At 60.9% G+C, this 19,170-nt stretch carries 25 protein-coding genes and 2 tRNA genes; 25 read left to right on the top strand and 2 right to left on the bottom strand.

What is annotated here, in order from left to right:
- The first annotated feature begins 93 nt into the window (after positions 1 to 93).
- From AUL38_RS08825 to AUL38_RS08835, 3 genes are all read left to right on the top strand, one after another.
- A tRNA-Trp gene (locus AUL38_RS08825) sits at positions 94 to 166 on the top strand.
- A 127-nt stretch (positions 167 to 293) separates the two neighbouring features.
- Positions 294 to 554, top strand: a complete 261-nt coding sequence (locus AUL38_RS08830; protein ID WP_059061161.1) for a hypothetical protein — start codon at positions 294 to 296, stop codon at positions 552 to 554.
- 14 nt (positions 555 to 568) lie between these two features.
- Positions 569 to 642, top strand: a tRNA-Leu gene (locus AUL38_RS08835).
- 524 nt (positions 643 to 1,166) lie between these two features.
- Here AUL38_RS08835 and AUL38_RS08845 read toward each other — a convergent pair.
- Entirely contained in the window at positions 1,167 to 1,838 is a 672-nt protein-coding gene (locus AUL38_RS08845; protein WP_059061164.1) for a hypothetical protein, read from the bottom strand.
- A gap of 228 nt (positions 1,839 to 2,066) precedes the next feature.
- On the bottom strand, positions 2,067 to 2,549 hold the full coding sequence (locus AUL38_RS08850) for a hypothetical protein (RefSeq protein ID WP_059061166.1): 483 nt from the start codon (positions 2,547 to 2,549) through the stop codon (positions 2,067 to 2,069).
- A 136-nt stretch (positions 2,550 to 2,685) separates the two neighbouring features.
- Between AUL38_RS08850 and AUL38_RS08855 the strand changes: the two genes are divergently transcribed.
- The 22 genes from AUL38_RS08855 to AUL38_RS08960 all read left to right on the top strand — a co-directional run bounded on the left by AUL38_RS08855 (position 2,686) and on the right by AUL38_RS08960 (position 19,001).
- On the top strand, positions 2,686 to 3,018 hold the full coding sequence (locus tag AUL38_RS08855) for a DUF3307 domain-containing protein (RefSeq protein ID WP_059061168.1): 333 nt from the start codon (positions 2,686 to 2,688) through the stop codon (positions 3,016 to 3,018).
- 11 nt (positions 3,019 to 3,029) lie between these two features.
- Positions 3,030 to 3,275, top strand: a complete 246-nt coding sequence (locus AUL38_RS08860) for a hypothetical protein (protein ID WP_059061170.1) — start codon at positions 3,030 to 3,032, stop codon at positions 3,273 to 3,275.
- The gene (locus AUL38_RS08865) at positions 3,268 to 3,579 is read left to right on the top strand and encodes a hypothetical protein (RefSeq protein WP_059061172.1); all 312 of its coding nucleotides are present in this window, start codon (positions 3,268 to 3,270) and stop codon (positions 3,577 to 3,579) included. Before AUL38_RS08860 ends, AUL38_RS08865 begins: the two co-directional genes overlap by 8 nt.
- Positions 3,572 to 3,820, top strand: coding sequence for a hypothetical protein (locus tag AUL38_RS08870; RefSeq protein WP_059061174.1), 249 nt, complete (start codon positions 3,572 to 3,574; stop codon positions 3,818 to 3,820). The genes AUL38_RS08865 and AUL38_RS08870 overlap by 8 nt, the downstream gene beginning before the upstream one ends.
- A 105-nt stretch (positions 3,821 to 3,925) precedes the next feature.
- Positions 3,926 to 4,141, top strand: coding sequence for a hypothetical protein (locus AUL38_RS08875; RefSeq protein ID WP_059061176.1), 216 nt, complete (start codon positions 3,926 to 3,928; stop codon positions 4,139 to 4,141).
- A gap of 708 nt (positions 4,142 to 4,849) precedes the next feature.
- A complete protein-coding gene (locus tag AUL38_RS08880) occupies positions 4,850 to 5,236 on the top strand; it encodes a hypothetical protein (RefSeq protein ID WP_153006530.1) in 387 nt (128 codons plus the stop codon).
- A 111-nt stretch (positions 5,237 to 5,347) separates the two neighbouring features.
- Positions 5,348 to 6,982, top strand: a complete 1,635-nt coding sequence (locus AUL38_RS16835; RefSeq protein WP_201023720.1) for a hypothetical protein — start codon at positions 5,348 to 5,350, stop codon at positions 6,980 to 6,982.
- A gap of 19 nt (positions 6,983 to 7,001) precedes the next feature.
- Complete coding sequence (locus AUL38_RS08890) at positions 7,002 to 8,555, top strand: phage portal protein (protein WP_059061181.1); 1,554 nt, start codon at positions 7,002 to 7,004, stop codon at positions 8,553 to 8,555.
- Positions 8,488 to 9,840 carry a hypothetical protein gene (locus AUL38_RS08895; protein WP_153006531.1) on the top strand — a complete coding sequence of 451 codons (1,353 nt, stop codon included), beginning with the start codon at positions 8,488 to 8,490 and terminating at the stop codon, positions 9,838 to 9,840. Before AUL38_RS08890 ends, AUL38_RS08895 begins: the two co-directional genes overlap by 68 nt.
- Positions 9,841 to 9,950: 110 nt before the next feature.
- On the top strand, positions 9,951 to 10,580 hold the full coding sequence (locus AUL38_RS08900; protein WP_059061184.1) for a hypothetical protein: 630 nt from the start codon (positions 9,951 to 9,953) through the stop codon (positions 10,578 to 10,580).
- Positions 10,581 to 10,583: 3 nt separating this feature from the next.
- Positions 10,584 to 11,435: a P22 phage major capsid protein family protein gene (locus AUL38_RS08905; protein ID WP_059061187.1), complete on the top strand. Its 852-nt coding sequence runs from the start codon at positions 10,584 to 10,586 to the stop codon at positions 11,433 to 11,435.
- Positions 11,436 to 11,437: 2 nt separating this feature from the next.
- Positions 11,438 to 11,824: a hypothetical protein gene (locus tag AUL38_RS08910; protein WP_059061189.1), complete on the top strand. Its 387-nt coding sequence runs from the start codon at positions 11,438 to 11,440 to the stop codon at positions 11,822 to 11,824.
- A 3-nt stretch (positions 11,825 to 11,827) separates the two neighbouring features.
- Complete coding sequence (locus AUL38_RS08915; protein WP_059061191.1) at positions 11,828 to 12,391, top strand: hypothetical protein; 564 nt, start codon at positions 11,828 to 11,830, stop codon at positions 12,389 to 12,391.
- Entirely contained in the window at positions 12,388 to 12,783 is a 396-nt protein-coding gene (locus tag AUL38_RS08920; protein WP_059061193.1) for a DUF6093 family protein, read from the top strand. The genes AUL38_RS08915 and AUL38_RS08920 overlap by 4 nt, the downstream gene beginning before the upstream one ends.
- The gene (locus tag AUL38_RS08925; RefSeq protein ID WP_059061194.1) at positions 12,780 to 13,172 is read left to right on the top strand and encodes a hypothetical protein; all 393 of its coding nucleotides are present in this window, start codon (positions 12,780 to 12,782) and stop codon (positions 13,170 to 13,172) included. The genes AUL38_RS08920 and AUL38_RS08925 overlap by 4 nt, the downstream gene beginning before the upstream one ends.
- Complete coding sequence (locus AUL38_RS08930; RefSeq protein ID WP_153006532.1) at positions 13,169 to 13,576, top strand: hypothetical protein; 408 nt, start codon at positions 13,169 to 13,171, stop codon at positions 13,574 to 13,576. Before AUL38_RS08925 ends, AUL38_RS08930 begins: the two co-directional genes overlap by 4 nt.
- Positions 13,576 to 13,797 (top strand): hypothetical protein, encoded by a 222-nt coding sequence (locus AUL38_RS17130; RefSeq protein ID WP_153006533.1) that lies wholly within the window; start codon positions 13,576 to 13,578, stop codon positions 13,795 to 13,797. The genes AUL38_RS08930 and AUL38_RS17130 overlap by 1 nt, the downstream gene beginning before the upstream one ends.
- On the top strand, positions 13,769 to 14,269 hold the full coding sequence (locus AUL38_RS08935) for a hypothetical protein (RefSeq protein ID WP_059061198.1): 501 nt from the start codon (positions 13,769 to 13,771) through the stop codon (positions 14,267 to 14,269). Before AUL38_RS17130 ends, AUL38_RS08935 begins: the two co-directional genes overlap by 29 nt.
- Positions 14,270 to 14,394: 125 nt before the next feature.
- The gene (locus tag AUL38_RS08940; RefSeq protein WP_153006534.1) at positions 14,395 to 14,829 is read left to right on the top strand and encodes a hypothetical protein; all 435 of its coding nucleotides are present in this window, start codon (positions 14,395 to 14,397) and stop codon (positions 14,827 to 14,829) included.
- A 50-nt stretch (positions 14,830 to 14,879) separates the two neighbouring features.
- Positions 14,880 to 15,230 (top strand): hypothetical protein, encoded by a 351-nt coding sequence (locus AUL38_RS08945; RefSeq protein WP_059061202.1) that lies wholly within the window; start codon positions 14,880 to 14,882, stop codon positions 15,228 to 15,230.
- A 675-nt stretch (positions 15,231 to 15,905) separates the two neighbouring features.
- Complete coding sequence (locus AUL38_RS08955; RefSeq protein WP_059061205.1) at positions 15,906 to 18,215, top strand: tape measure protein; 2,310 nt, start codon at positions 15,906 to 15,908, stop codon at positions 18,213 to 18,215.
- Positions 18,216 to 19,001 carry a hypothetical protein gene (locus AUL38_RS08960; RefSeq protein ID WP_059061207.1) on the top strand — a complete coding sequence of 262 codons (786 nt, stop codon included), beginning with the start codon at positions 18,216 to 18,218 and terminating at the stop codon, positions 18,999 to 19,001.
- The last annotated feature ends 169 nt before the right edge of the window (positions 19,002 to 19,170 follow it).

Genomic DNA, 19,170 nt, shown 5'->3' on the forward strand with positions numbered 1-19,170 from the left:
GCAGGAGAAGTGTCCCCGGAAGCCATTACGGCCCCGGGGATTCTTCATTTCTGCGCCCACAACTGAATAGCCCGCACACCGGTGCGGGCACTCGGGTAGTTAGCTCATCTGGTAGAGCGCCGGTCTCCAAAACCGGAGGTGGCAGGTTCGAGACCTGCACGACCCGCGGCGGTACGCGCATGCGTCGAAGACAAAGCTGCTGATCAGGCCTTACGGGTAGACGTTTCCGGGCAACCATGAAACGGTGGAAGAGAGAACTCAAAGCAGAGAGCCAACCCGTCAAGGGAGGAAACATGACTGACGAGTCCAGCCGGAACAAACAGCTCGCGAACCAGATGCAAGTCTGGGCAGCCATAGCGCTCATCATCGGCGTGGTCGGGGGTGCGTTCCTGCCGAACCTCGCTCTCTTCTTCCGCCCCAACATTCAGGAAGCCTGGCAGGTCATCCAGCCCATCGGGTCGCTGCTATCTCAGTTCGCACTACCGCTTGCCGCTGCACTACTCGTAGGAGCCATTGTGCTACGCCAGATGCCGGACCGCTCACAGGAGAGCTGAGGCCAGGCCCACCTGGCTCTCTAGCCCAACTGGCAGAGGCAGCGGATTCAAACCCCGCACAGTCCGAGTTCAAATCTCGGGAGAGCCACGACGGCTACGAGCGCTCAGGGTGGTGTTGAGAGTAGCCAGTACTCGCGGTTCAATTCCGCGCCAACACCGCCCACCTTCTCTCCCCCGGGGTGACGGGATGACGCACACACCCTATTCAAGCTGGACGCTCTCGAGCCAGCACCCACGGTGTGTGCGCGAAGCGGCGGCGCAAGAACGTGCTGGCTCACGACCCAGCTTGCGTACCTCGCTACGGGTAGGGGCACTCCCGGCTCGCCCCCTACACAGCGTTGACGACTGGTCGGTGGATACGGCATGACTAAACACAATACCTCGCACCACACCACAGGGGGCTTGACATGCTGAAAGCAGGACAGCTCACTGATCTAAGCAAAGCCTCACCAGAAGACCAAGAAACCATCTGGTGGGTGTTGAGCCGCATGCAGTTAGAGCTCGAGTCCTACATGAGACAAGGCTTTGGAGAGCCGGGACCAGTGGAGACGCATGGGCTCGCGGCGCACAAAGTGCAGACCTACATCAAATCACTGTTTCGGGAGCTAGACCTCACGAGCCCGTAATCATCTTGGTTGCAACTCCGCCGACGATACTCGCCAAGGTCTGAGCGAACGTGTCTCTGCCGAACCGGGTGGCGGCCGAACTCCATGTGCCTTTGTTTTCGGTAAACTCTTCGGCTGCGAACACTGCAATCCAGAGGTGTTGGAGGTCTTCCCTGAGCGCCTCAGCATCCCGGTGTTCCAAGGCGTGCTCAACTGCAGCAAGGAGATGCTCTATGTATGCCCTGAAGTCGTTATCCAGCGTGTCGTCTGCCGAAAGAGCTTCGCGGATGATTGCGAGCAGCTCGTGGACACGGTCGGCAGCCAGGGGCGGCGTTACGCTCTGAGCCATGTCGATCATGTCAGCGAGCATCTCAAGTGCGTCCAAGCTCGCTTCCGGGAAAGCTCGTTCGGGGTCCAGCGGGGCATCCCACCCAGCCGGGTATGCAAGCACGGATTTCACCCACTGCGCCGCACGCTTTCTCGGGATGCCTACGTTCCGGTTAGCTGCTTCCCATTCATCCAGGATGGCGTCTACAGATTCGAGGAGCGAAACCGCTTCCCTCGTTTGAGACAGGAACCCGCTTCCACGAACCCTCTCAGCTGTCGGCCGCGAGGTAGCGTCAATTGCCGCTTTCCATCTCACAAGGATCGCATGTAATTCACGTGCTGGATTCGACATACACCCCACTCTATCCGCGCACCCGACCCACTTCCCGCGCGTGACGGGACCGACTGGCTCTGTGGGTACGCCACGGGCCCAGGAAGCGGGCATGACGGTAGACGTTCCCAGCTACAAGCGATCATGCACGGTCGCATCACGCCGTACTCGACCAGTAAAAGGAACTTCGTTCGAGAGCCGGTGGCGACAAGGCGCGCACTCAGATGATGATGCGAGCGCCCTGCGGGTCTATGCCAGGACAGGGAACCCACTGAATCCGTATTGTGCGCCATCTGGACGAAACTGCACGGTCTCCGAATAGTTTCTAGACACAACCTCGTCGGTCTCGTTCTGTTGCCACCAATGGTCAATCGCACGACAAATGCTCTCGCAGAATCGGCGAAGATCAAGGTTGTATGTCTCGCCAAATGTGTTCATATGGAGCACTATGTTGTTAGGGACAGGAAGCGAAAACACAATACGGTCATACGTTTTCCCTTGATACTTACCCTGGTGAAGCATCCCGCATCGGAGCTTGTAGACATCTTCAGCACTAAGCCCGATGTCAGAGGCGCGGTTTTCCACCCAGCGCTTATATTGCGCGCCTGACGTTTCCCCATTGTCGGATGAGAGAGCACTGCATATGTCGATTCCTGCGAGGGCAGTGAACAGCGCGGGAACCCAGAGCTCAGCCTCGAGCGCACGTCGCACATCTTTCGTTACATAGAACATCAGGTAACTCTACCTCCGCAGTTCTGCTCCCACGCGCGGCAGTACGCCACCCCTATTCTTCCTCCGCGCCGTACCGCTGACAACACCCATCGAACCCGGGTACGAGCGCGGAGGAACCTACTTACGGAGGCCGACCGTGGAAACCCTGCACGCCGTACTGCTCCTCATCGGAGCACACTACGTCGCTGACTTCGCCATGCAGAACGACTACGTGGCGACCGCGAAGGCAGACACGAAACGGCCCGACTGGATCCACGCACTCACCGCACACTCGGCACACCATGCAGTAGCTGCTGGTGTCACACTCGCTGTCCTCGGACTCCCGTGGATGTTCGGAGCACTCTTCACTGGCATCACGCACTGGCTCATCGACTATGGCAAGGCAGTACGCGGCTGGTACGGCTACCACGCAGACCAGGGCATGCACACGGGCGTAGCGATCGGCCTCGCCACGGCGTTAACAATATGACGGAGGCATTGATGAGCCCGAGCAGCACCATCCGCAGGGAGCGCACCAACCGCCGCGCCTGGGCGTACAAGCCATGGCTCAGCATCGGCCGCCCGACCACTATCGGGCACGACGAATGGTCCCGCTACACGCTCGCCATCGGCTTCGGTTTCACAGGACGCATCATCATCGCTCTCCGCGGCTGCGGCGACCACGCATGCATGCGGCAGACGATCGCCTACACGCGATGGCTCGAGGAGGAGCAGGAAGATGAGTGACCAGCACGTCATTGATACTCCCCCACCAGGGAAAATTGAACTCACCGTAGGCGGTCAGCTCGTCGACATCACTGAGCTTGGCAGCATCCTCACCGCCGCCGGCGAGTCAATCAATGCTTGCTTCGGCACTGCCGACAGCGCTGCCGAGTACCGCCGGAGAGCAGAAGCAGCAGAGGCCAAGCTTGAACAGCTGGCCGACCTCGTGAACTTCCACGGCACCCTCGCCAACCGCGATGGCGGCAAGGTCATTCTCCTCGACTGGGCACACCTCACCAAGATCATGAATGGGACACGCGATGAGTGAGCAAACCAAGGCCGCACTAGACGCAGCCCTCGAAGCGCACATCGCAGACGAATGCGACGGCATGCTCACCGCATACATCCTCCAAGCCGAGTACACCAGCCCCCACTTGATGGACGACCGCAGCACAGGCTACTTCCGCGCTATCGGCGAACGTCAGTCCTTCACGACCACGCTCGGCCTCACACGCTACCTCGACGAGACCGTGACCGCGCTCACCGCAGGAGTGATAGCTGATGAGTGACCAACCCGCTTGTGAAGGCTGCGGCCGCCGCTACCCATCCGTACGCGCCGCGATGCTCTGCTGTGTCGAGGAATACCGGGGCGGCCGATACACCGAGGAGCAACGATGAACGCGATAGTCGTGGAGGCCGGCGGTGTCAGGGTCGACGGCACTCTCATCCCGGGGCACAGGATCCTGGAAAACCCAGTGATCAGACGCAGCGGACCTACAACTCTCGGGCCATCGATCACGCTCACGATCTACGCCGACACCGTGACTATCTCAGACGCAGCCAAAGCACTAGGCCGCAACGTCATCGAGATACACGGGGACCAGGCATAAGCGGTACGGCACTGACTCCAACCGCCAACCTGGTCAGCACCATCTGCGGAGGCAACCATGCGAGTCTGCTCCACCCCAGGATGCCCAACCGTCTACCCACGGCATGAGGGTAGCCGGTGTGCCACCCATAGGGCCCAAGCCGATCGGGCAAGAGGCACCGCGACACAGCGCGGCTATAACAGCCGAGGGCACCAAGCCTTCCGCACCGCAGTCATCCAGCGCGACCCCATCTGCGTCGTCTGCCACCTCAACCCCAGCACTGTTGCCGACCACCACCCACGCAGCAGACGCGAACTCACCGACCTCGCACTCAACCCCAACAACCCAGAGTACGGACGTGGACTCTGCCACGACTGCCACTCACGCGAAACAGCAGCCAACCAACCCGGCGGCTGGCACCAAGGCTAAGCACCACCTGTTGACCAAGGCGCACACCAGGGGGTACCCCCACCCTGTATCCGAGTCACAGGACCGCCGGGGAGGGCTGTAAATGGTGCGGAGGGTTCAAAACTTTCGCCCTTGCCCGTTCTGGCTCCCTTGATCTGCTCTGAGAGGCGGTGATTGCTTATGGCTTCTGGTGGTGCTCGCAATCGTTCTGGCCCTCAGCCTGATCCGCGTTCTGGTCGTTCTGATCGGCGCGGTCTGAAGTTCAACCAGCTCCCTGGTGAGGGGTGGGCTGGTGTTGCTCCTGAGTTCCCTCTGCCTGAGATGTCGCGTTATGCGTGGGAGGTTGACGAGGACGGGAAGCGTCGCGAAGTGTACGACTCGGATCTGACGCAGGAGTTTCGATCGCGTGAGGTTGAGGTGTGGCTTGAGGCTTGGCTCACCCCGCAGGCAGCGATGTGGTCTGAGGAGTCTTGGCGGTGGCAGATTGTCGCCGAGTACTGCCGGTTGAAGACCGTTGTTGAGATGCGGCCTGATGCGAACGCCGCTTTGGTGGCTCAGTTGCACAGGTTTCGTGACCAGATTGGTTTGACGCCTGCTGGCCTTCGCGAGAACGGCTGGGAGATCGTCGCAGATGAGAGTGCCGGTAAGCAGGACCCTGAACCCAGCGGGGGGACCGTGAAGCCTCAGCGGCGTTTGAGGGCGGTGTGACGGGTGTCTGAGTTCGTTATTGATTTCCCCACTCTTGGAGACATTGGTGATGCGTGGATTTCGCAGCATTGCAAAGTGCCGAACGGTGTGACTCGTGGCAAGCCGTTTCAGATGTCGGATTGGCAGTTCTGGTGCCATGCGAACCGCTACCGGATCCGTGAGGATGCGAAGTTTGTTCCCCCGGAGGAAGTGGGGCCGGATAACCCGCCCGTACTGAACCAGGCGTTCTTCTACCGCATGACGATGATCGTCGCGCCGCAGAAGACTGGCAAGGGGCCATATTCGGCGTCTCAGGTCGCGTTTGAGGCGTGTGGGCCTTCCGTGTTCGCGGGTTGGGCTGCCGCTTCCGACAAGTACGAGTGCTCGGAGCATGGGTGCCCGTGTGGGTGGGTGTACGAGTACATCGAAGGTGAACCGAAGGGTATGCGGCATCCGTCACCACTCATTCAGATCACCGCGTATTCGGAAGACCAGACGGCGAACATTTACCGCCCGCTGCAGGCGATGATCAAGCTCGGCCCACTCAAGCACATGCTTGCGGTGCGTGAGGGTTTCATTCGCATCATGGGGCAGTCCGAAGATGATGACTTTGACCGCATCGACATTGTGACTTCTAATGCCCAGTCTCGTCTTGGTAACCCGATTTCGGATGCTGAGCAGGATGAGGTTGGCCTGTACACGGCACGCAACAAGATGGTGAACGTTGCTGACACTCAGGCGCGTGGTGCTGCCGGCATGGGCGGTCGCACGCACCTGACTACGAACGCCTGGAACCCCGCAGAGAACTCTTACGCTCAGCAGATTTACGAGGCCGCTGAGGATGACGTGTTCGTCTTCTACCGCGACCCCGATAGGGCGTTGAAAGACGAGGACGGGAAGGCGCTCGACTACAAGAACCCGGATGATCGTCGCAAGATCCATGAGTACGTGTACGAGGGGTCTTGGTGGGTCGATCTGAACTCGATTGAGCAGACCGCCCGCTCGTTGATGAAGCGTGACCCGGCCCAGGCTGAACGGTTCTTTGGGAACCGTCTCAAGATGGGCCAAGGGCACTGGGTGACCGAGGAAGAGTGGAGCCTGAAGCGGTTCCCGATCCTCGTGAAGTCACGCACGAAGGTTGCCCTCGGTATGGACCTGTCGAACAACAACGACTGGACGGGGATCAGGCTCGAGACCGCTGATCAGTATCAGTTCACCCCCACGTATGACGTGGGAGGCGACAAGCGGCTGACGATTTGGGATCCCTCGAAGTGGGGCGGGTTCATCCCCCGCGGTGAGGTCCGTGCCGCGGTCGACCAGCTCGCGAAGGACTACGAGATCGTGCGCGCCTACATCGACCCTGCCGGGTCCGCGATGGGTGCCACGAGTGATGACGCGTTAGACGACGACGATTCTTGGCGTACTGAGCTTGCCGAGTGGGCGCAGAAGTACGGGCCGAAGGTGTTCATTCCGTGGGAGTGTTCCCGAGTCACACCGATGCACCGGTCGCTGGAGCAGTTCCGTTCGGTGATCCGTAACCCGGAGTCTGACTTCACGCATGACGGCTGCCTTACGACCTCATTACACGTTCGTAATGCGGTCATGGTCGCCAAAACGGGCAAGCGGTATGTCCTCGGAAAGCCTCGCGGCTCTGACCATCTCAAGATCGATATGACGATGAGTTCCGGTCTTGCTCACGAGGCAACTATGGACGCTACTAAGGACGATCTTTTCAAAACTGAACACGCCAGCCTTGTCTGGATCTAACGACCCGAAGGGGGTGCCAATGTCAGCAAAAACTGGTGAAGCAGCCCTGGAACGGGCGGTGCGCATTTACGAACGTCTCGACGCGAGGCGCACGGAGATTGACAAGGCCGAGAACTACTTTGGTGGAGCTCAGACGCTCACATTCGCTACCAAGGAGTGGCTTGACAAGAACGGAGCTCGTTTTAACGGGTTCTCCGATAACTGGTGTGCTACGGTCGCGAACTCTGAGAGTGAGCGTCTTGCGCATACGGGTATCAAGTACCGGGACCGAGGCGAAGGTGACGATGGGCTCGACACCTACGGTCGCAAGGCTGACGCTCTCGGGATCGCGACGTGGGATGACTGGCTCCGCAACGAGATGGACGCACAGCAGTCTCAGGGCATCCTGACAACGCTGATCGCGCGCCGTTCCTTCGTGTCAGTGTGGTCCTCCGACCAGGACGGCACTCCACAGTACGAGTGGGAGCACCCTGCGAATGTCGAGGTGGACTACCACTGGATGAACCCGCGCCAGCGTCAGGCCGCGATTAAGACGTGGCTGGACGAAACACACGAGTTCCTGCTCCTCGATGACGGCGCAAGCCTGTGGAAGTGGCGCCGGTCTCGCGAGCAAATGACTGACGCCAAGCAGGCGCAAACGGCACAAGCAAAGCAACGGCAAAACGGCACGACCGGTGGTTGGGACGCTTGGTCCGGAGCGGGCGAGGACACCTGGCCGATCCCGAACCCCATCGGTGAGGTGTCTTTCGTTGAAGTCCCAAACCGGCCCATGCTCCGAGGCGAGCCAGTCAGCGAGATTGAGGGCGTCATGCCCATGCAGGACGCAATCAACCTGCTGTGGGCGTACCTGTTCCATGCGGCAGATTATGCGTCGATGCCGGCGCGTGTGCTCCTGGGCACGAACCCGCCGATGCGCAACGTCCTTGACGAGAGCGGCAACGTGGTCGGTCAGTCTCCGATCACGATGCCGGAACTCAACGAGGCACGCATGGCGGTGTTCAACAACGAGAACGCGAAGATTGACCAGTGGGATCCTGCCCAGCTGGACCCGTTTACGAAAGTCATCGAGGTCGCAGTCGGACACATCGCTGCGCAGACGCGTACCCCGCCGCACTATCTGGTGGCGAACAAGGGCATCTCGAACCTGTCGGGTGACGCGCTCAAATCGGCGGAGATCGGTCTGGTAAAGAAAGCCGTGGAGTTCCAGCGCTTCGCCACCCCCGCACTTCGCGACGTACACCGCCTCGGGCATCTCGTGCGCGGAAACACTGCGCTTGCTGAGGCGACGAGGTTTGCGACGCTCACGTGGGCAAACCCGGAGATCCGTTCAGAATCGGAACTCGCTGACGCCCTCGTGAAGAAGAAGAGCATCGGATACCCCACGAAGTACCTGATGGAACTCGACGGAGTGAGCCCGACAGACATGCTCCGCATTGAGCGAATGCTTGAAGAGGAACGCGCAGCAGATCCGCTGAACCACGCGCTTCGAGACTTGGGGGGTGCTGATGATCCCGCAGGCGGCCCAAGCGCACTACCTGAACCAGCGGCAGATCGCAGCTCTCTCGGTAGCTGAGGTACGGCGGCTGTGGCAGCGTATGGGCAACGACTTCGATGAGTCGTGGGCCCAAATACAGGCTGCCGCAGTCGCTTCCCTCACACACGGGCAAGTCTCTGCCGCGGCCGACGCTGACAGGTATGTGCCGGCTGTGCTTCGCCAGACGGGGCAGGCTGACGTGCCGATCGCACGTTTACAGCCGCAGGCGTTTGGCGGGTGGGCTGTTGATGGGCGCGAACTTGACACGCTCATGTACTCGGGCGTGGCTGCGTCGAAGACCGCGATCGGGCGCGGGTATGGTCTCGAGGCTGCGCTGGCTGTCGGCGGGCGTGTGCTCGACAAGATCGTGTTCTCTGAGGTGACCGCAGCCGGAAGCTGGGCTGATCAGGCCGCGATGACGGTGCGCCCGAACCTGACTGGCTATGTGCGCATGGTGTCCCCTGGCGCGTGTAAGGACTGTCTGATTCTGGCGGGCAAGTGGTTTCGCTGGAATGAAGGGTTCGAACGGCATCCGTGGTGCAACTGCCGCCATATCCCGGCGGCGGAAGCGCTCGACGGCGACTATTCGACTGACCCGTACGCGTACTTCAGTAGCTTGGATCACGCAGCGCAGGACAAGCTGCTGGGACCGGTGGGCGCGCAAACGGTGCGCGACGGTGGCGACATCTACCGTGTCGTGAACGTGCAGGTCCGCGGCCTGGGCTTCGGGAAGCAGGCCCGCGCATACGGCACCCCGATGAAACTCACCCCGCAGCAGATCTACGCACAAGGTCTGCCGCGAGAAAAGACACTGCAGTTACTCCGCAGCGAGGGCTACATCACTGGCCCGCAGGTTGCTGGCGGGAACATTGTCGGCAGGTACCGTGAACGGTTTGACGGGATGACCTCAGTGCCGCGTGCGGGATCAGCGCGCGCTCGCGTCTACGATGCGCGGGCCACCGGGGTTCGTGACCCGCTCGACCGGGCGACGATGACCGCGCAGGAGCGTCGCCTGTTTGATGCCCAGTATCAGCTCTCCTACGCCCGCAAGTACGGGTACATGCCCCGCTCGATCGGGCAAAACTCAGCCGACGTGTACTCGGGACTCGTTGGCAAGACCGTGACTCGAGCTGATCTTGACCGCCTCGAAGCGGCAGTCTCCCGGCAGCTCTCCCGAGTCAAACCGGATCACAAGAGCATGAATGTGCTTGTTGATTCGCTCGGCTTGCGTGGGGATGCGTTCGATACGGAGCAGATCTTCAACGTTGTTGAGCAGCGCATGAACACCAATTTCTATTCAGCCACCGGCACTCGTCGGCGCTGACCTTTTATCTTCCACCGTGAAGGTGGGGCCGCGTGATGCGGCAACCCAAAGAGTCACCAATCCCGGTGGCTCTTTTTTTGTACCCAAAACCAACAGGGAGTGAGTCACTGATGGCTGACAACATCGAGCAGAACACCGAAACCGAAGACGTTGAGGAAGTCGAAACCGAAGAGGCAGAAGACACCGAAACCGAGGGTGACGGTGACACCACCGACGAAGATCCGTTCGCGGAAGAGCGCACCAAGCTGAAGAACACGGCTACCAAGGTTCGCAAGCAGCTGCGTGAGGCAGAGAAGCGAGCCAAGGCAGCGGAAGCCGCGCTCGCGGCGAAGGACAAGCCCGTCGAGGAGAACGCAATCGATGATGCGCGCCGCGAAGCCGCAACCACTGAGCGTAAGAAGCTCATTGGTCGTGTCGTTGGCGCGAAGGTCGAAGCAGCGGCAAAGGGTCGATTCGCAGACCCTACTGATGTTGAGCGGTTCCTTGACCTGAGCGAGTTCGTAGACGATGACGGCGAAATCGATGCCGATGGCATCGAAGACGCGCTCGCTGGTCTGCTCGAGAAGAAACCCCACCTGGCTGCTGAGAAGAAGCGGTTCCAGGGTGGCGGGCACCAGGGTTCGCGCGCTCCTGCGCGGCCTGGACAAATCAGCGCAGCCGAACTGGCTCGCATGTCACCAACTGAAATCGTGAAGGCCGAAAAAGAAGGCCGTCTCGATTCCCTACTCGGAAAGAAGTAACACATGGCACTGAACAAGTTCATCAAGGAAGTCTGGTCGGCAAAGATCCTTGTGTCGTTCCACGACAATGCTGTTGTCACCGGCACCGTTGACCGCGACTACGAGCAGGATGCAGTCGGCGCACGACGTGTGCACATCCCCGGCGTTGTCCCCGTTGAGGTTAAGGACTACGCGACCGGCGTAGCGCTCGACGCTGACGGCGATCCGATCGCGCGAACCACGGAGCCGGATGAGATCACCGATACCGGCGTTGATCTCGATCTTGACCAGGAGAAGTCGTTCGACTTCCTGGTTGATGATATCGACGCGGCGCAGTCCAACCCGAAGGTAATGGGCGCGTACACCGATTCGGCTGCTCGCGGCCTGAACCGTGACGCTGACAAGTCGCTGCTCGCCCTCGCAGTGACCAGCGGTCGCACCCTCGCCGGCTCCACTGCTGCTACCGACGCGAAGACCGCGTGGAACATCATCCGCGATCTTGCTAAGGAGCTCGACAAGGCTGAGGTCCCCGAAGACGAGCGCTTCGCGGTCGTGAACGCTGAGTTCGCTGCGCTTCTGCGCGAGCACGACAGCAAGATCACGAAGGCCAACGAGTCGGGTTCGACCGCTGGCCTGCGCCGCGCGACGCTGGGCGAGATCCTGAACTTCACCGTTCTGCAGTCGTCCAACCTCCCCCAGAAGGACAAGCCGCAGGTCACTGCCTACCACACGAGCGCTCTTGCGTTCGCGTCGCAGATCCAGAAGACCGAAGCAATGCGCGCCGAGAAGAAGTTCGCGGATCGCGTGCGCGGCCTCCACGTCTACGGCCACAAGGTGCTTAACAGCACCGGTGTGGTCACTTACACGGGGGCTTAAGCGTGGTTGCGATCAAGGGTCCTAACGGCGTTGTCGTTGATGTTCCCGGCTCGATCGCTTCCGGCCTTGTGCGTAGCGGGCAGCACTTCTATGTGAGTGCGCCCGCTACGTCGGCGGTTGAGCCTGTTGTCGAGACGGTGGTGCAGGAAACTGTGCCGGTTGTTGAGACCCCCGTTGTTTCGGTGGTTGCTGTGCCTGAGCAGTCCGCCATTGTGCCCGCGTCTGATGCTCCGGCAGAAGCGCCCGCGCAGCCCGCCGCGCCCGTTGAGGCTCCGCGCGGTAACGCATCGCGTGATGAGTTCGCAGCGTATGCCACCGCTCTCGGTATCGAGTTTGATGCTGAGGCTTCCCGTGACGAGATCCGTGCTCTCGTAGCTGGCAAGGAGTAACCCATGACCGCATTCGCGTCAGCCGACGACGTAGCAACGGCAATGAAACGAACCTTCACCGTCGAGGAGAAGGAATGGATCGACACCCTGCTTGAGCAGTCGGCTGACGCGATGCGCGGCATGATGAACGGGCAGTGGGTGTTCCCGAAACGCCAGTCCACGTTCACGGCGTACCCGATCGCGGGGAGAGTGAATCTCCCGCAGGGGTACGTAAAATCGGTGGATGCCGTCACGCGCGCCGGGGCATCAATCTCGTGGTCACGGTTTGAGGATCAAGTGCTGGTGAAGAGCGACTCGCCATGCGAGGTGACCTTCACCTACGGTCTCGCCACGTGCCCTCCTGTGCTGGTGGGGCTGAACGTGGTGATGGTGTCCTCAGCTATCACTCTCGTGGAGAACGATCTGGGGCTCTCTGTGGGCGGCTTGTCTTCGGTGGCGTTGGACGATTTCCGTATCGCGTTTGCTGACGGGGGCGACAAAACCGGGCACCTGGTACTCCCCCACATTCAGCAGCAGATGCTCCAGCAACGGTTCGGGCAAACCGGTTTCGTATTGGAGTTCAGATGAGCATCCTCACTGGCACCCGCACCATGGGCGCCGCACTTGCCGAGTCCCGCATGACAGAGACAGTGACAGTAGGCAGGTTCGAAAAGATCCGACGGCCTGGCGAGTTCGATCCGATCCTCACACTCGTGGAGACCTACTACACGGGCAAAGCTCGGGTGAAGTTCCCGTCCGCTTCGGCGAATGAGAAGTCACCGGCTGGGCAGCAGCTTGCTGAGACCCGCATCATCGTGTCACTGCCGTCTGCTGCAGCACGAGCCCCCACGGGCGCGCTCGTCCGCGTTGACGCGTCAACCGTAGACACGGCGCTTACGGGACGCATGTTTCGTGTCGATGGGTCCGCCCAGGCAGGGCAGACAACTGCACACAGATACCCGGTGACGGAGGAATCATGAGCGACGATCTTGACCAGCTCATGCATGATCTGGGCGAGTTCCCCAAGCATGCAGGCCGGTTCGTTGAGTCCGCGCTGAAAGGGACCGCGCAGGGCATGAAAGAAGACTGGCAGGATCTCGCAAAAGGGCCCTCCGGTGGACACGCGAAACGCTACCCCTCCTCAATCGACTACGACATCACCAGGTCGGAGTTCCCCAAGTACTCCGCGGAAGTCGGCCCGAACCTTGGGCGCACTCAGGGGCCGCTTGGCATCCTCGAGGAAGCCAACGGCGGCGTCAAAGCAGCACCGCAGAACCTTCGGGCGAGCGTGGTGCGGGCCAACGAGACTGACTTCGTGCGCGGCATGGAGAAAGCTCGTGAGGACGCGTTGCGGAGGGCGGGCCTGTGATAGCTGAATGGGATGCGCTCAAAGCATTGCTGGAATCAGTGGGGCTCGCAGGGCGCGTGCGTGATGCGCCCACCGATGACAAGGGCGAGGTGGTGCGCAGCGACTTCGTCGTGCTCTACGGCGCCGGCCCTGATGGGGAAGGCGACGGACGGTACGGCACTGTTCCGCGGCCTGATTCTGATGCCGAATACGAGTTCTGTGTTCGCGCAGTATCGGATGCCCCGGCTGGGGTGCGGCTCCTGATGGAGAAGGTGCTGCTGACTGTTGGTCGCAAACCAACGATCGCGGGCCGGCGCGCTGACCCAGTGACGATCGCGTTTGAGCCCGCAAAGGTCGACAACTCTGTTTCCCCGCCACTGCATTTTCAGGATGCGTGGCTCACGTTCACCTCGAGGAGGGGCTGATGGCGAAGTTCATTCGCGTGGAATCGAGGGTGACTGGTCACCAGTTCGACATCCACGAAGAGCAATTTGATGAGACGGCGCACAAGCGTGTGAAGCGGTATCCGCCGGTTTCGCGTCCGCGGCGTACGAAGTTCAGGGTCGGCAATTCGCCGGCCCTTTCTGTTTCCCCGGTTGGGGAGGAAGGAGCGACCGATGTCGCGAGTAATTCCGAAGGCGATTAAGACCGCCGGCACCCGCCGGGTGCTGTTTGTGCCTGGCGGTGTGGCCGACAAGAAGGCCATCAAGAAGACCGAGGCGGATGCGGCGAAGAACGTGTCCTGCTACCTTACGCAGTTCAACCAGACTGCCGACCAGGCAGCGATCCAGGATCGCCGGTACTGCTCGAGCCAGGTATTCGAGATTCCCGGCGAGAAGACGAAAAGCCTCGAGGTGTCGTACACCTTCAACCTCGCGGAACCGACCGAGGACGAAGCACGCGTCGCACTCAAGGAGAGCACGCGCGGCACCCTGATCCGGTTCCTGCAGAAGGACGAGGACGACGACAGCTTCGACGCTAACGACTGGTACGACGCCGTCGACGTCGAGTGCGGCGAGCAGATGGTGATCGACGGCGAGGACAACGCGCTCGATCGCATCAAGCAGAAGATGTTCATCCAGTCCGAGTGGGAGCCGTTCGCTCAGCTCGTCGCCTAACTAGCTCCCGGGGTGGGGTTGCCCACGAGCCTCACCCCGGGCTCTCCCCTTTCTTTTCGTGGCTTCGTGGATGGAGATTTGTTATGTCGTTGAAGTCAAAGCTGAAGGCGCGAAAGCCTGAACAGATGGACCTCATATTTTGCCTTGACCGGCCACTCTTGAAGGAGCTTGAGTCGGCGCAGGTTGAGCATGCTCGCGACACTGAAGGCCGGGTCTCGGTGCCGAAGAGCAAGCGTGTAAAGGATCTCGAGGCGGCGGTGAAGGACGCGTCGGTGACGATCCGTATCAGCTCGCTGCCCTGGGAAGAGTACAACGAGCTCATGCTCGCGCACCCTCCACGTGACGGGTATGACGAGCAGTTCAACTCTTCGACATTCTTCGAGGCTGCCGCGAAAGCTACAGCGGTTGAGGTCACTCCGAAGAGCACGGTCCCGATTCCTGAAGAGGACTGGGACGAGTTCGTTGCCGGCCTGACTGACGGTGAGTACGATCGGCTCGCCGGCGCCATTGTTGCAGTGAACCGGAACACCGCGACGGTGAATATCGCCCCTTTAGGGTAAGGCTCCGCACTGACAGCAGGCTGCTGCGGGATCTCCGAATCGCTGTCGAGATGAGGATCCCGCCCAGCAAGCTTTGGGGCAAGGAGCCCGAGCGCCGCCTCATCCCAGACGGGGACGGGTGGCGCATCGATCAGGAAGCCGAGTACAGCCGGGAAGACTACGAGCTTCTTGCTGCGCTACATGAGCACGAGGCGTCTATCGGCACGCACGGCCAACCGCTGGATGAGGCAATGTCGATAGGTGCGGACCCGTTGAACCCAAAGGGCACTCACCGGTACGAGGCCCGCCCGGTCCGGGATTGGGCTGACGACGCGTTGGAGCAGGCGCAGAAGGATCCCCGGTACTCGGGTGAGAACTTCTCTGCCGCTAGGAAGTGGCGCGTCTACAAAGTCGAACGTTGACCCTGCTGTTGCTGTTGCTGTTGCTGTTGCTGTTGCTGAGCAGCATAGAACCCCGCTTGGTAAGCACGCTGCAGCTCGGCTTGGTGTGCTTCTGCTGCCCGCCGCGGCTGGTTGACCAAACGCACAATGAGCCACACGATCGCGCCCACGATCACAAACGTCAGCCCTCCTAGCAGAAGTAGGAACGTTGGTCCGCCCAAGTTACCGAACATTTGATCTTCTCCTCTATGCAACTTCTTGCCCCCACTCTAGGGGGCTTTTCCTTTTAAGGGGTGCCCGTGGCTGACCGGATAGTAAAGATCAAGCTGGACGCTGATGCCAGCGGAGCAGTACGCGGGTTTGCGGCAGTCAGAGATGCGGCCGCCGAAGCTAAAACAAAGACTCAAGAGTCAGCTCGGTCGCAGCGTGCGGAGTGGTCGACCATCGGAACAGGCCTTACGGCTGTCGGCGTAGCTGTCACCGGTGTGGGGCTCGCAGCTCTCAAGACTGGCGTGCAGTACAACACCCTGCAGCAGACAACTCGTGCAGCGCTCTCGACGCTCCTGGGATCGGCCCAGGCGGCGAATGCGCAGATGGACAAGCTGGACGCCTTTGCTCGCAACTCTCCATTCGCGAAGCAGACGTTCATCACTGCTCAGCAGCAGATGCTCGCTTTCGGCATCGAGACAAAACAAGGTGATTCCGTATCTCGACTCGGTGCAGAACGCCGTCGCAGCCATGGGCGGTTCGAACCAGCAGATCTCCGAGATCTCGTTCATCATGTCGCAGATCTCAGCTGCGTCAAAGATCACTGGACAAGACCTTATGCAGTTCGGCCAGCGCGGCATCAACGCTGCCGAGCTCATTGGTTCTCAGATGGGCAAGACTGGCGCCCAGATTCGCGAAGACATCACTGCCGGCGCGCTGGACGCAGACGTCGCGCTCGATGCACTCGCCGCTGGGATGCAGGAGAAGTTCGGCGGCGCGGCTGCCAACGTCAAGAACACCTTCTCGGGCGCGATGGACCGAGTCAAGGCGGCTTGGCGGGACTTTGCTTCTGAGCTAGCACGCCCACTCGTGGACCCGAACGGCGGCGGGGCCCTGGTTGATCTACTCAACTGGGCAGCCGACGCAATGCGGGCGTTCGAAGACCTCCCGGCTCCTATCAAGGGCACAGTGTCAGCACTTACAGGCCTTGTAGGAACTGGCGCCCTCGTTGGGGGCACGTTCATGCTCACCTATCCCAAAGTCCTCGAGTTCAAGGACGCGCTGAGTGCCGTTGGCGGAATCGCCGGCATCGCAAAGGGTGGGCTCGCGCGCGTCGTCTCGTTCTTAACCAGCCCATGGGTGCTTGGGCTTGCTGCCGCCGCCGCATCCGTTGCGCTGTTCAACGCCGCGATGGAGAATTCCAAGGTATCGTCCGAGCAGATGTCCTCGGCTCTCAAACAGGGCAGTAGTGCACTTGACGAGATGCGGTCTACAGCAAAGGCAAACGAGCGAGGGCTAGCGAAGATCTTTGTCGACCTCGAGTCGAAGCTAGAGAATTTGCCAGCGCTCTTTGAAAGAACTGAAGGTGCAGCACGCGGGTTCTGGGCGAACAACTGGAACGACAGTGCTGCGTTGGATTCCATCGAGACGCTGGGCCGAGAACTGGCGTCACTGGCAGCCGAAGATCTACCTGCCGCACAGAGCGCCTTTAAGCGGTTCGCGGATGAAGGCGGGCTTAGCGCCAAGGACGCGATCTACGCCCTCAACACTCACATGCCCACGCTCAAGGAGCAGCTACTAGACGCCGCAAGCGCGGCAGGAATCGCTACTGATGACTCGACATTGCTGAGTATCGCGATGGGCGAAATTGATGTCGCTGCGGAGGCTTCGAAGAGCTCCCTCGAAGGTATCGCTGGGGCTGCTGTCGACACTACTGAAGCAATCTCGAAGCTCGCGGAGGAGATCCTCAACTTTGGGTCTGCTCAGATTAGTGCGGACCGTGCAGCTATCGACTTGCGTGCGAAGTTTGATGCGCTGAACAAGATCGTCAATGAGGGCGCAGGGTCTCTCGACATCTATACGGATGCGGGGCGTAAGACTGAGTCGGCGATTCTCGACGTCGCGGAGGCCGCCAAGAAGAACGCAAGCGCGATTCTCGAGGCGACCGGTAACGAGGAACAGGCTAACGCTGTCCTTGATGAGGCGCGACAGAAGCTGATCGACCAGCGCATCGCTTTGGGTGACAACGCGGCGGCGGCGGAAGATTGGGCGGCACGCCGAGTGCCGACTGCTGATCAGGTTAAAGCCGCGCTCGAACGCGTGAGCGATGCAGCGAATGACATCCCGGAAGACACCTCAGCGAATGTGAACACTGACGCGGATAAGGCGACAGGGAAGCTCACCGCGACGAAGGGTGCGCAGAACGCCATCAAGCCGACTGTGGGCACGCGCGTTACGGCTGACACGTCGGGCGCGATCGGACCGCTCCAAGCAGTGAGTGGGTGGCTGGCGCGAATCGCGGCTGGCGCGCATGCGCGAATTACCACATCGGGTGGGTCAACCGGTGGCGGGTCAGCGGGCGGGGGCCGTTCCGGCGGTTTCTCAGGAGGGCGCGCGAACGGTGGGACGATCGGTTTCGCTCAAGGCGGGACGATCCCTGGGTACGCCGGCGGCGACACTATCGGTTTTGGTGGCGGTGTCCGCAACGGCACCGTGTGGGGGCTTGGCACCGCGAAGTCCGACTCGATCAACGTGAACCTTTCACGCGGCGAGGAAGTCATCCAAGAGCCGTATGCGTCACTCAACCGTCCGCTCTTGAAGGCGATCAACCGGGGCGATTTTTCGCCTTCGATGATGCAGCCTCAGATCATCGTGCAAGCCCCTCGCTCACCTCAGGGGCAGGCGCAGGTGATCTACAACGACAACTCGACGCAGATTAACCCGGTAGCTGAGCCGCGCTCGACAGAGCAGCGGCGGAAGTCGCAGCGTGCTGCACATGGTGTGAAGGGACTCGTTTAGATGTCTGTTTGGCTGGTCGATGATGTGGATCTGGATGATGTGTGGGGGCGGTGGGCGGTGGACTGGGGCACAGCTGTCCCCGCTCCCGCGCAGCGTAGGGTCTCGAAGCTCGTTCTGCCCAACCTTGACGGCGCGATATCGCGGCGGCAGGGCTGGGGTAGCGGAGCAGTGAATCTGACTGTCTCGATCTATGAGGCGGGAGCTTCTGCCGAGAGTTCAGCGATCTTTCTTGCGGCGTTGTTTGCTCGAGCGGGCACGCTAACGCGGGTCATGGCAGACGGGACCCGGCGCACTGCCGAGGTCGTGGACATGCTGGTTGCGGAGCCGGAGCGCCTATCGCTCAAGTTCTGGCGACTCCGCGTCCAGTTTGAGACGCAACCGTTTTGGTGTGAGGGTGCCCCTGTCGCGGAGCCCGCGCTGCCGGTCCCGGGTGAGGTCGTGTTTCCTCGGTGGGCTGGCACGACTGGGGATGTGCAGGACGGCGTTATTCGGGTGAAGGGTCCGGCCGAGTCGGTGAAGATCACTGGCTCGGACGGGCGCGGCCTGTCGTTCACGCATTCGCTGTCGGCGTCGCAGTACGTGTTTGTTGATGTGCGTGCGTTTCGTGCGTGGCGTGGCGGCGCGTCCGCCTGGGCGCCGACGGGGACGCGTGTCCCTCTGGATTATCCGCCAGCCGGAGCGCTTCGCCTCTCCCCTGCCTCTGACGGGCTGCGTCTCGCCGTGGCGGGGTCTGGGTTTACTGATGATTCGTCTATCACTGTGCGTGGCGCGAAGTGGTGGCTGTAGGAGGAAATTGTGTCGGACATGATGCGTGCACGCCTGGTGGCGTTCGAGCCTGACGGCGCCCTGGTTGAGGTGCTCCGTGACGCTGATTTGGTGTCGTGGGATGCGTCTTTTGCGCAGAACGATCTGGGCGCTCTGTCGGTGAAGGTTCCGGCTGTCACTGATGTGGCCG

This window comes from Leucobacter sp. G161 (genome assembly GCF_001482305.1).
In the GTDB taxonomy this organism is placed as follows: Bacteria; Actinomycetota; Actinomycetes; order Actinomycetales; family Microbacteriaceae; genus Leucobacter.

What these genes read in the sequence shown, in the direction of transcription:
- AUL38_RS08830 (WP_059061161.1), top strand. Translation starts at nt 294, where the DNA reads ATGACTGACGAGTCCAGCCGGAACAAACAGCTCGCGAACCAGATGCAA.
- AUL38_RS08845 (WP_059061164.1), bottom strand. Translation starts at nt 1,838, where the DNA reads ATGTCGAATCCAGCACGTGAATTACATGCGATCCTTGTGAGATGGAAA.
- AUL38_RS08850 (WP_059061166.1), bottom strand. Translation starts at nt 2,549, where the DNA reads ATGTTCTATGTAACGAAAGATGTGCGACGTGCGCTCGAGGCTGAGCTC.
- AUL38_RS08860 (WP_059061170.1), top strand. Translation starts at nt 3,030, where the DNA reads ATGAGCCCGAGCAGCACCATCCGCAGGGAGCGCACCAACCGCCGCGCC.
- AUL38_RS08865 (WP_059061172.1), top strand. Translation starts at nt 3,268, where the DNA reads ATGAGTGACCAGCACGTCATTGATACTCCCCCACCAGGGAAAATTGAA.
- AUL38_RS08870 (WP_059061174.1), top strand. Translation starts at nt 3,572, where the DNA reads ATGAGTGAGCAAACCAAGGCCGCACTAGACGCAGCCCTCGAAGCGCAC.
- AUL38_RS08875 (WP_059061176.1), top strand. Translation starts at nt 3,926, where the DNA reads ATGAACGCGATAGTCGTGGAGGCCGGCGGTGTCAGGGTCGACGGCACT.
- AUL38_RS08880 (WP_153006530.1), top strand. Translation starts at nt 4,850, where the DNA reads ATGTCGCGTTATGCGTGGGAGGTTGACGAGGACGGGAAGCGTCGCGAA.
- AUL38_RS16835 (WP_201023720.1), top strand. Translation starts at nt 5,348, where the DNA reads ATGTCGGATTGGCAGTTCTGGTGCCATGCGAACCGCTACCGGATCCGT.
- AUL38_RS08890 (WP_059061181.1), top strand. Translation starts at nt 7,002, where the DNA reads ATGTCAGCAAAAACTGGTGAAGCAGCCCTGGAACGGGCGGTGCGCATT.
- AUL38_RS08895 (WP_153006531.1), top strand. Translation starts at nt 8,488, where the DNA reads ATGATCCCGCAGGCGGCCCAAGCGCACTACCTGAACCAGCGGCAGATC.
- AUL38_RS08900 (WP_059061184.1), top strand. Translation starts at nt 9,951, where the DNA reads ATGGCTGACAACATCGAGCAGAACACCGAAACCGAAGACGTTGAGGAA.
- AUL38_RS08905 (WP_059061187.1), top strand. Translation starts at nt 10,584, where the DNA reads ATGGCACTGAACAAGTTCATCAAGGAAGTCTGGTCGGCAAAGATCCTT.
- AUL38_RS08915 (WP_059061191.1), top strand. Translation starts at nt 11,828, where the DNA reads ATGACCGCATTCGCGTCAGCCGACGACGTAGCAACGGCAATGAAACGA.
- AUL38_RS08920 (WP_059061193.1), top strand. Translation starts at nt 12,388, where the DNA reads ATGAGCATCCTCACTGGCACCCGCACCATGGGCGCCGCACTTGCCGAG.
- AUL38_RS08925 (WP_059061194.1), top strand. Translation starts at nt 12,780, where the DNA reads ATGAGCGACGATCTTGACCAGCTCATGCATGATCTGGGCGAGTTCCCC.
- AUL38_RS17130 (WP_153006533.1), top strand. Translation starts at nt 13,576, where the DNA reads ATGGCGAAGTTCATTCGCGTGGAATCGAGGGTGACTGGTCACCAGTTC.
- AUL38_RS08935 (WP_059061198.1), top strand. Translation starts at nt 13,769, where the DNA reads ATGTCGCGAGTAATTCCGAAGGCGATTAAGACCGCCGGCACCCGCCGG.
- AUL38_RS08940 (WP_153006534.1), top strand. Translation starts at nt 14,395, where the DNA reads ATGGACCTCATATTTTGCCTTGACCGGCCACTCTTGAAGGAGCTTGAG.
- AUL38_RS08945 (WP_059061202.1), top strand. Translation starts at nt 14,880, where the DNA reads ATGAGGATCCCGCCCAGCAAGCTTTGGGGCAAGGAGCCCGAGCGCCGC.
- AUL38_RS08960 (WP_059061207.1), top strand. Translation starts at nt 18,216, where the DNA reads ATGTCTGTTTGGCTGGTCGATGATGTGGATCTGGATGATGTGTGGGGG.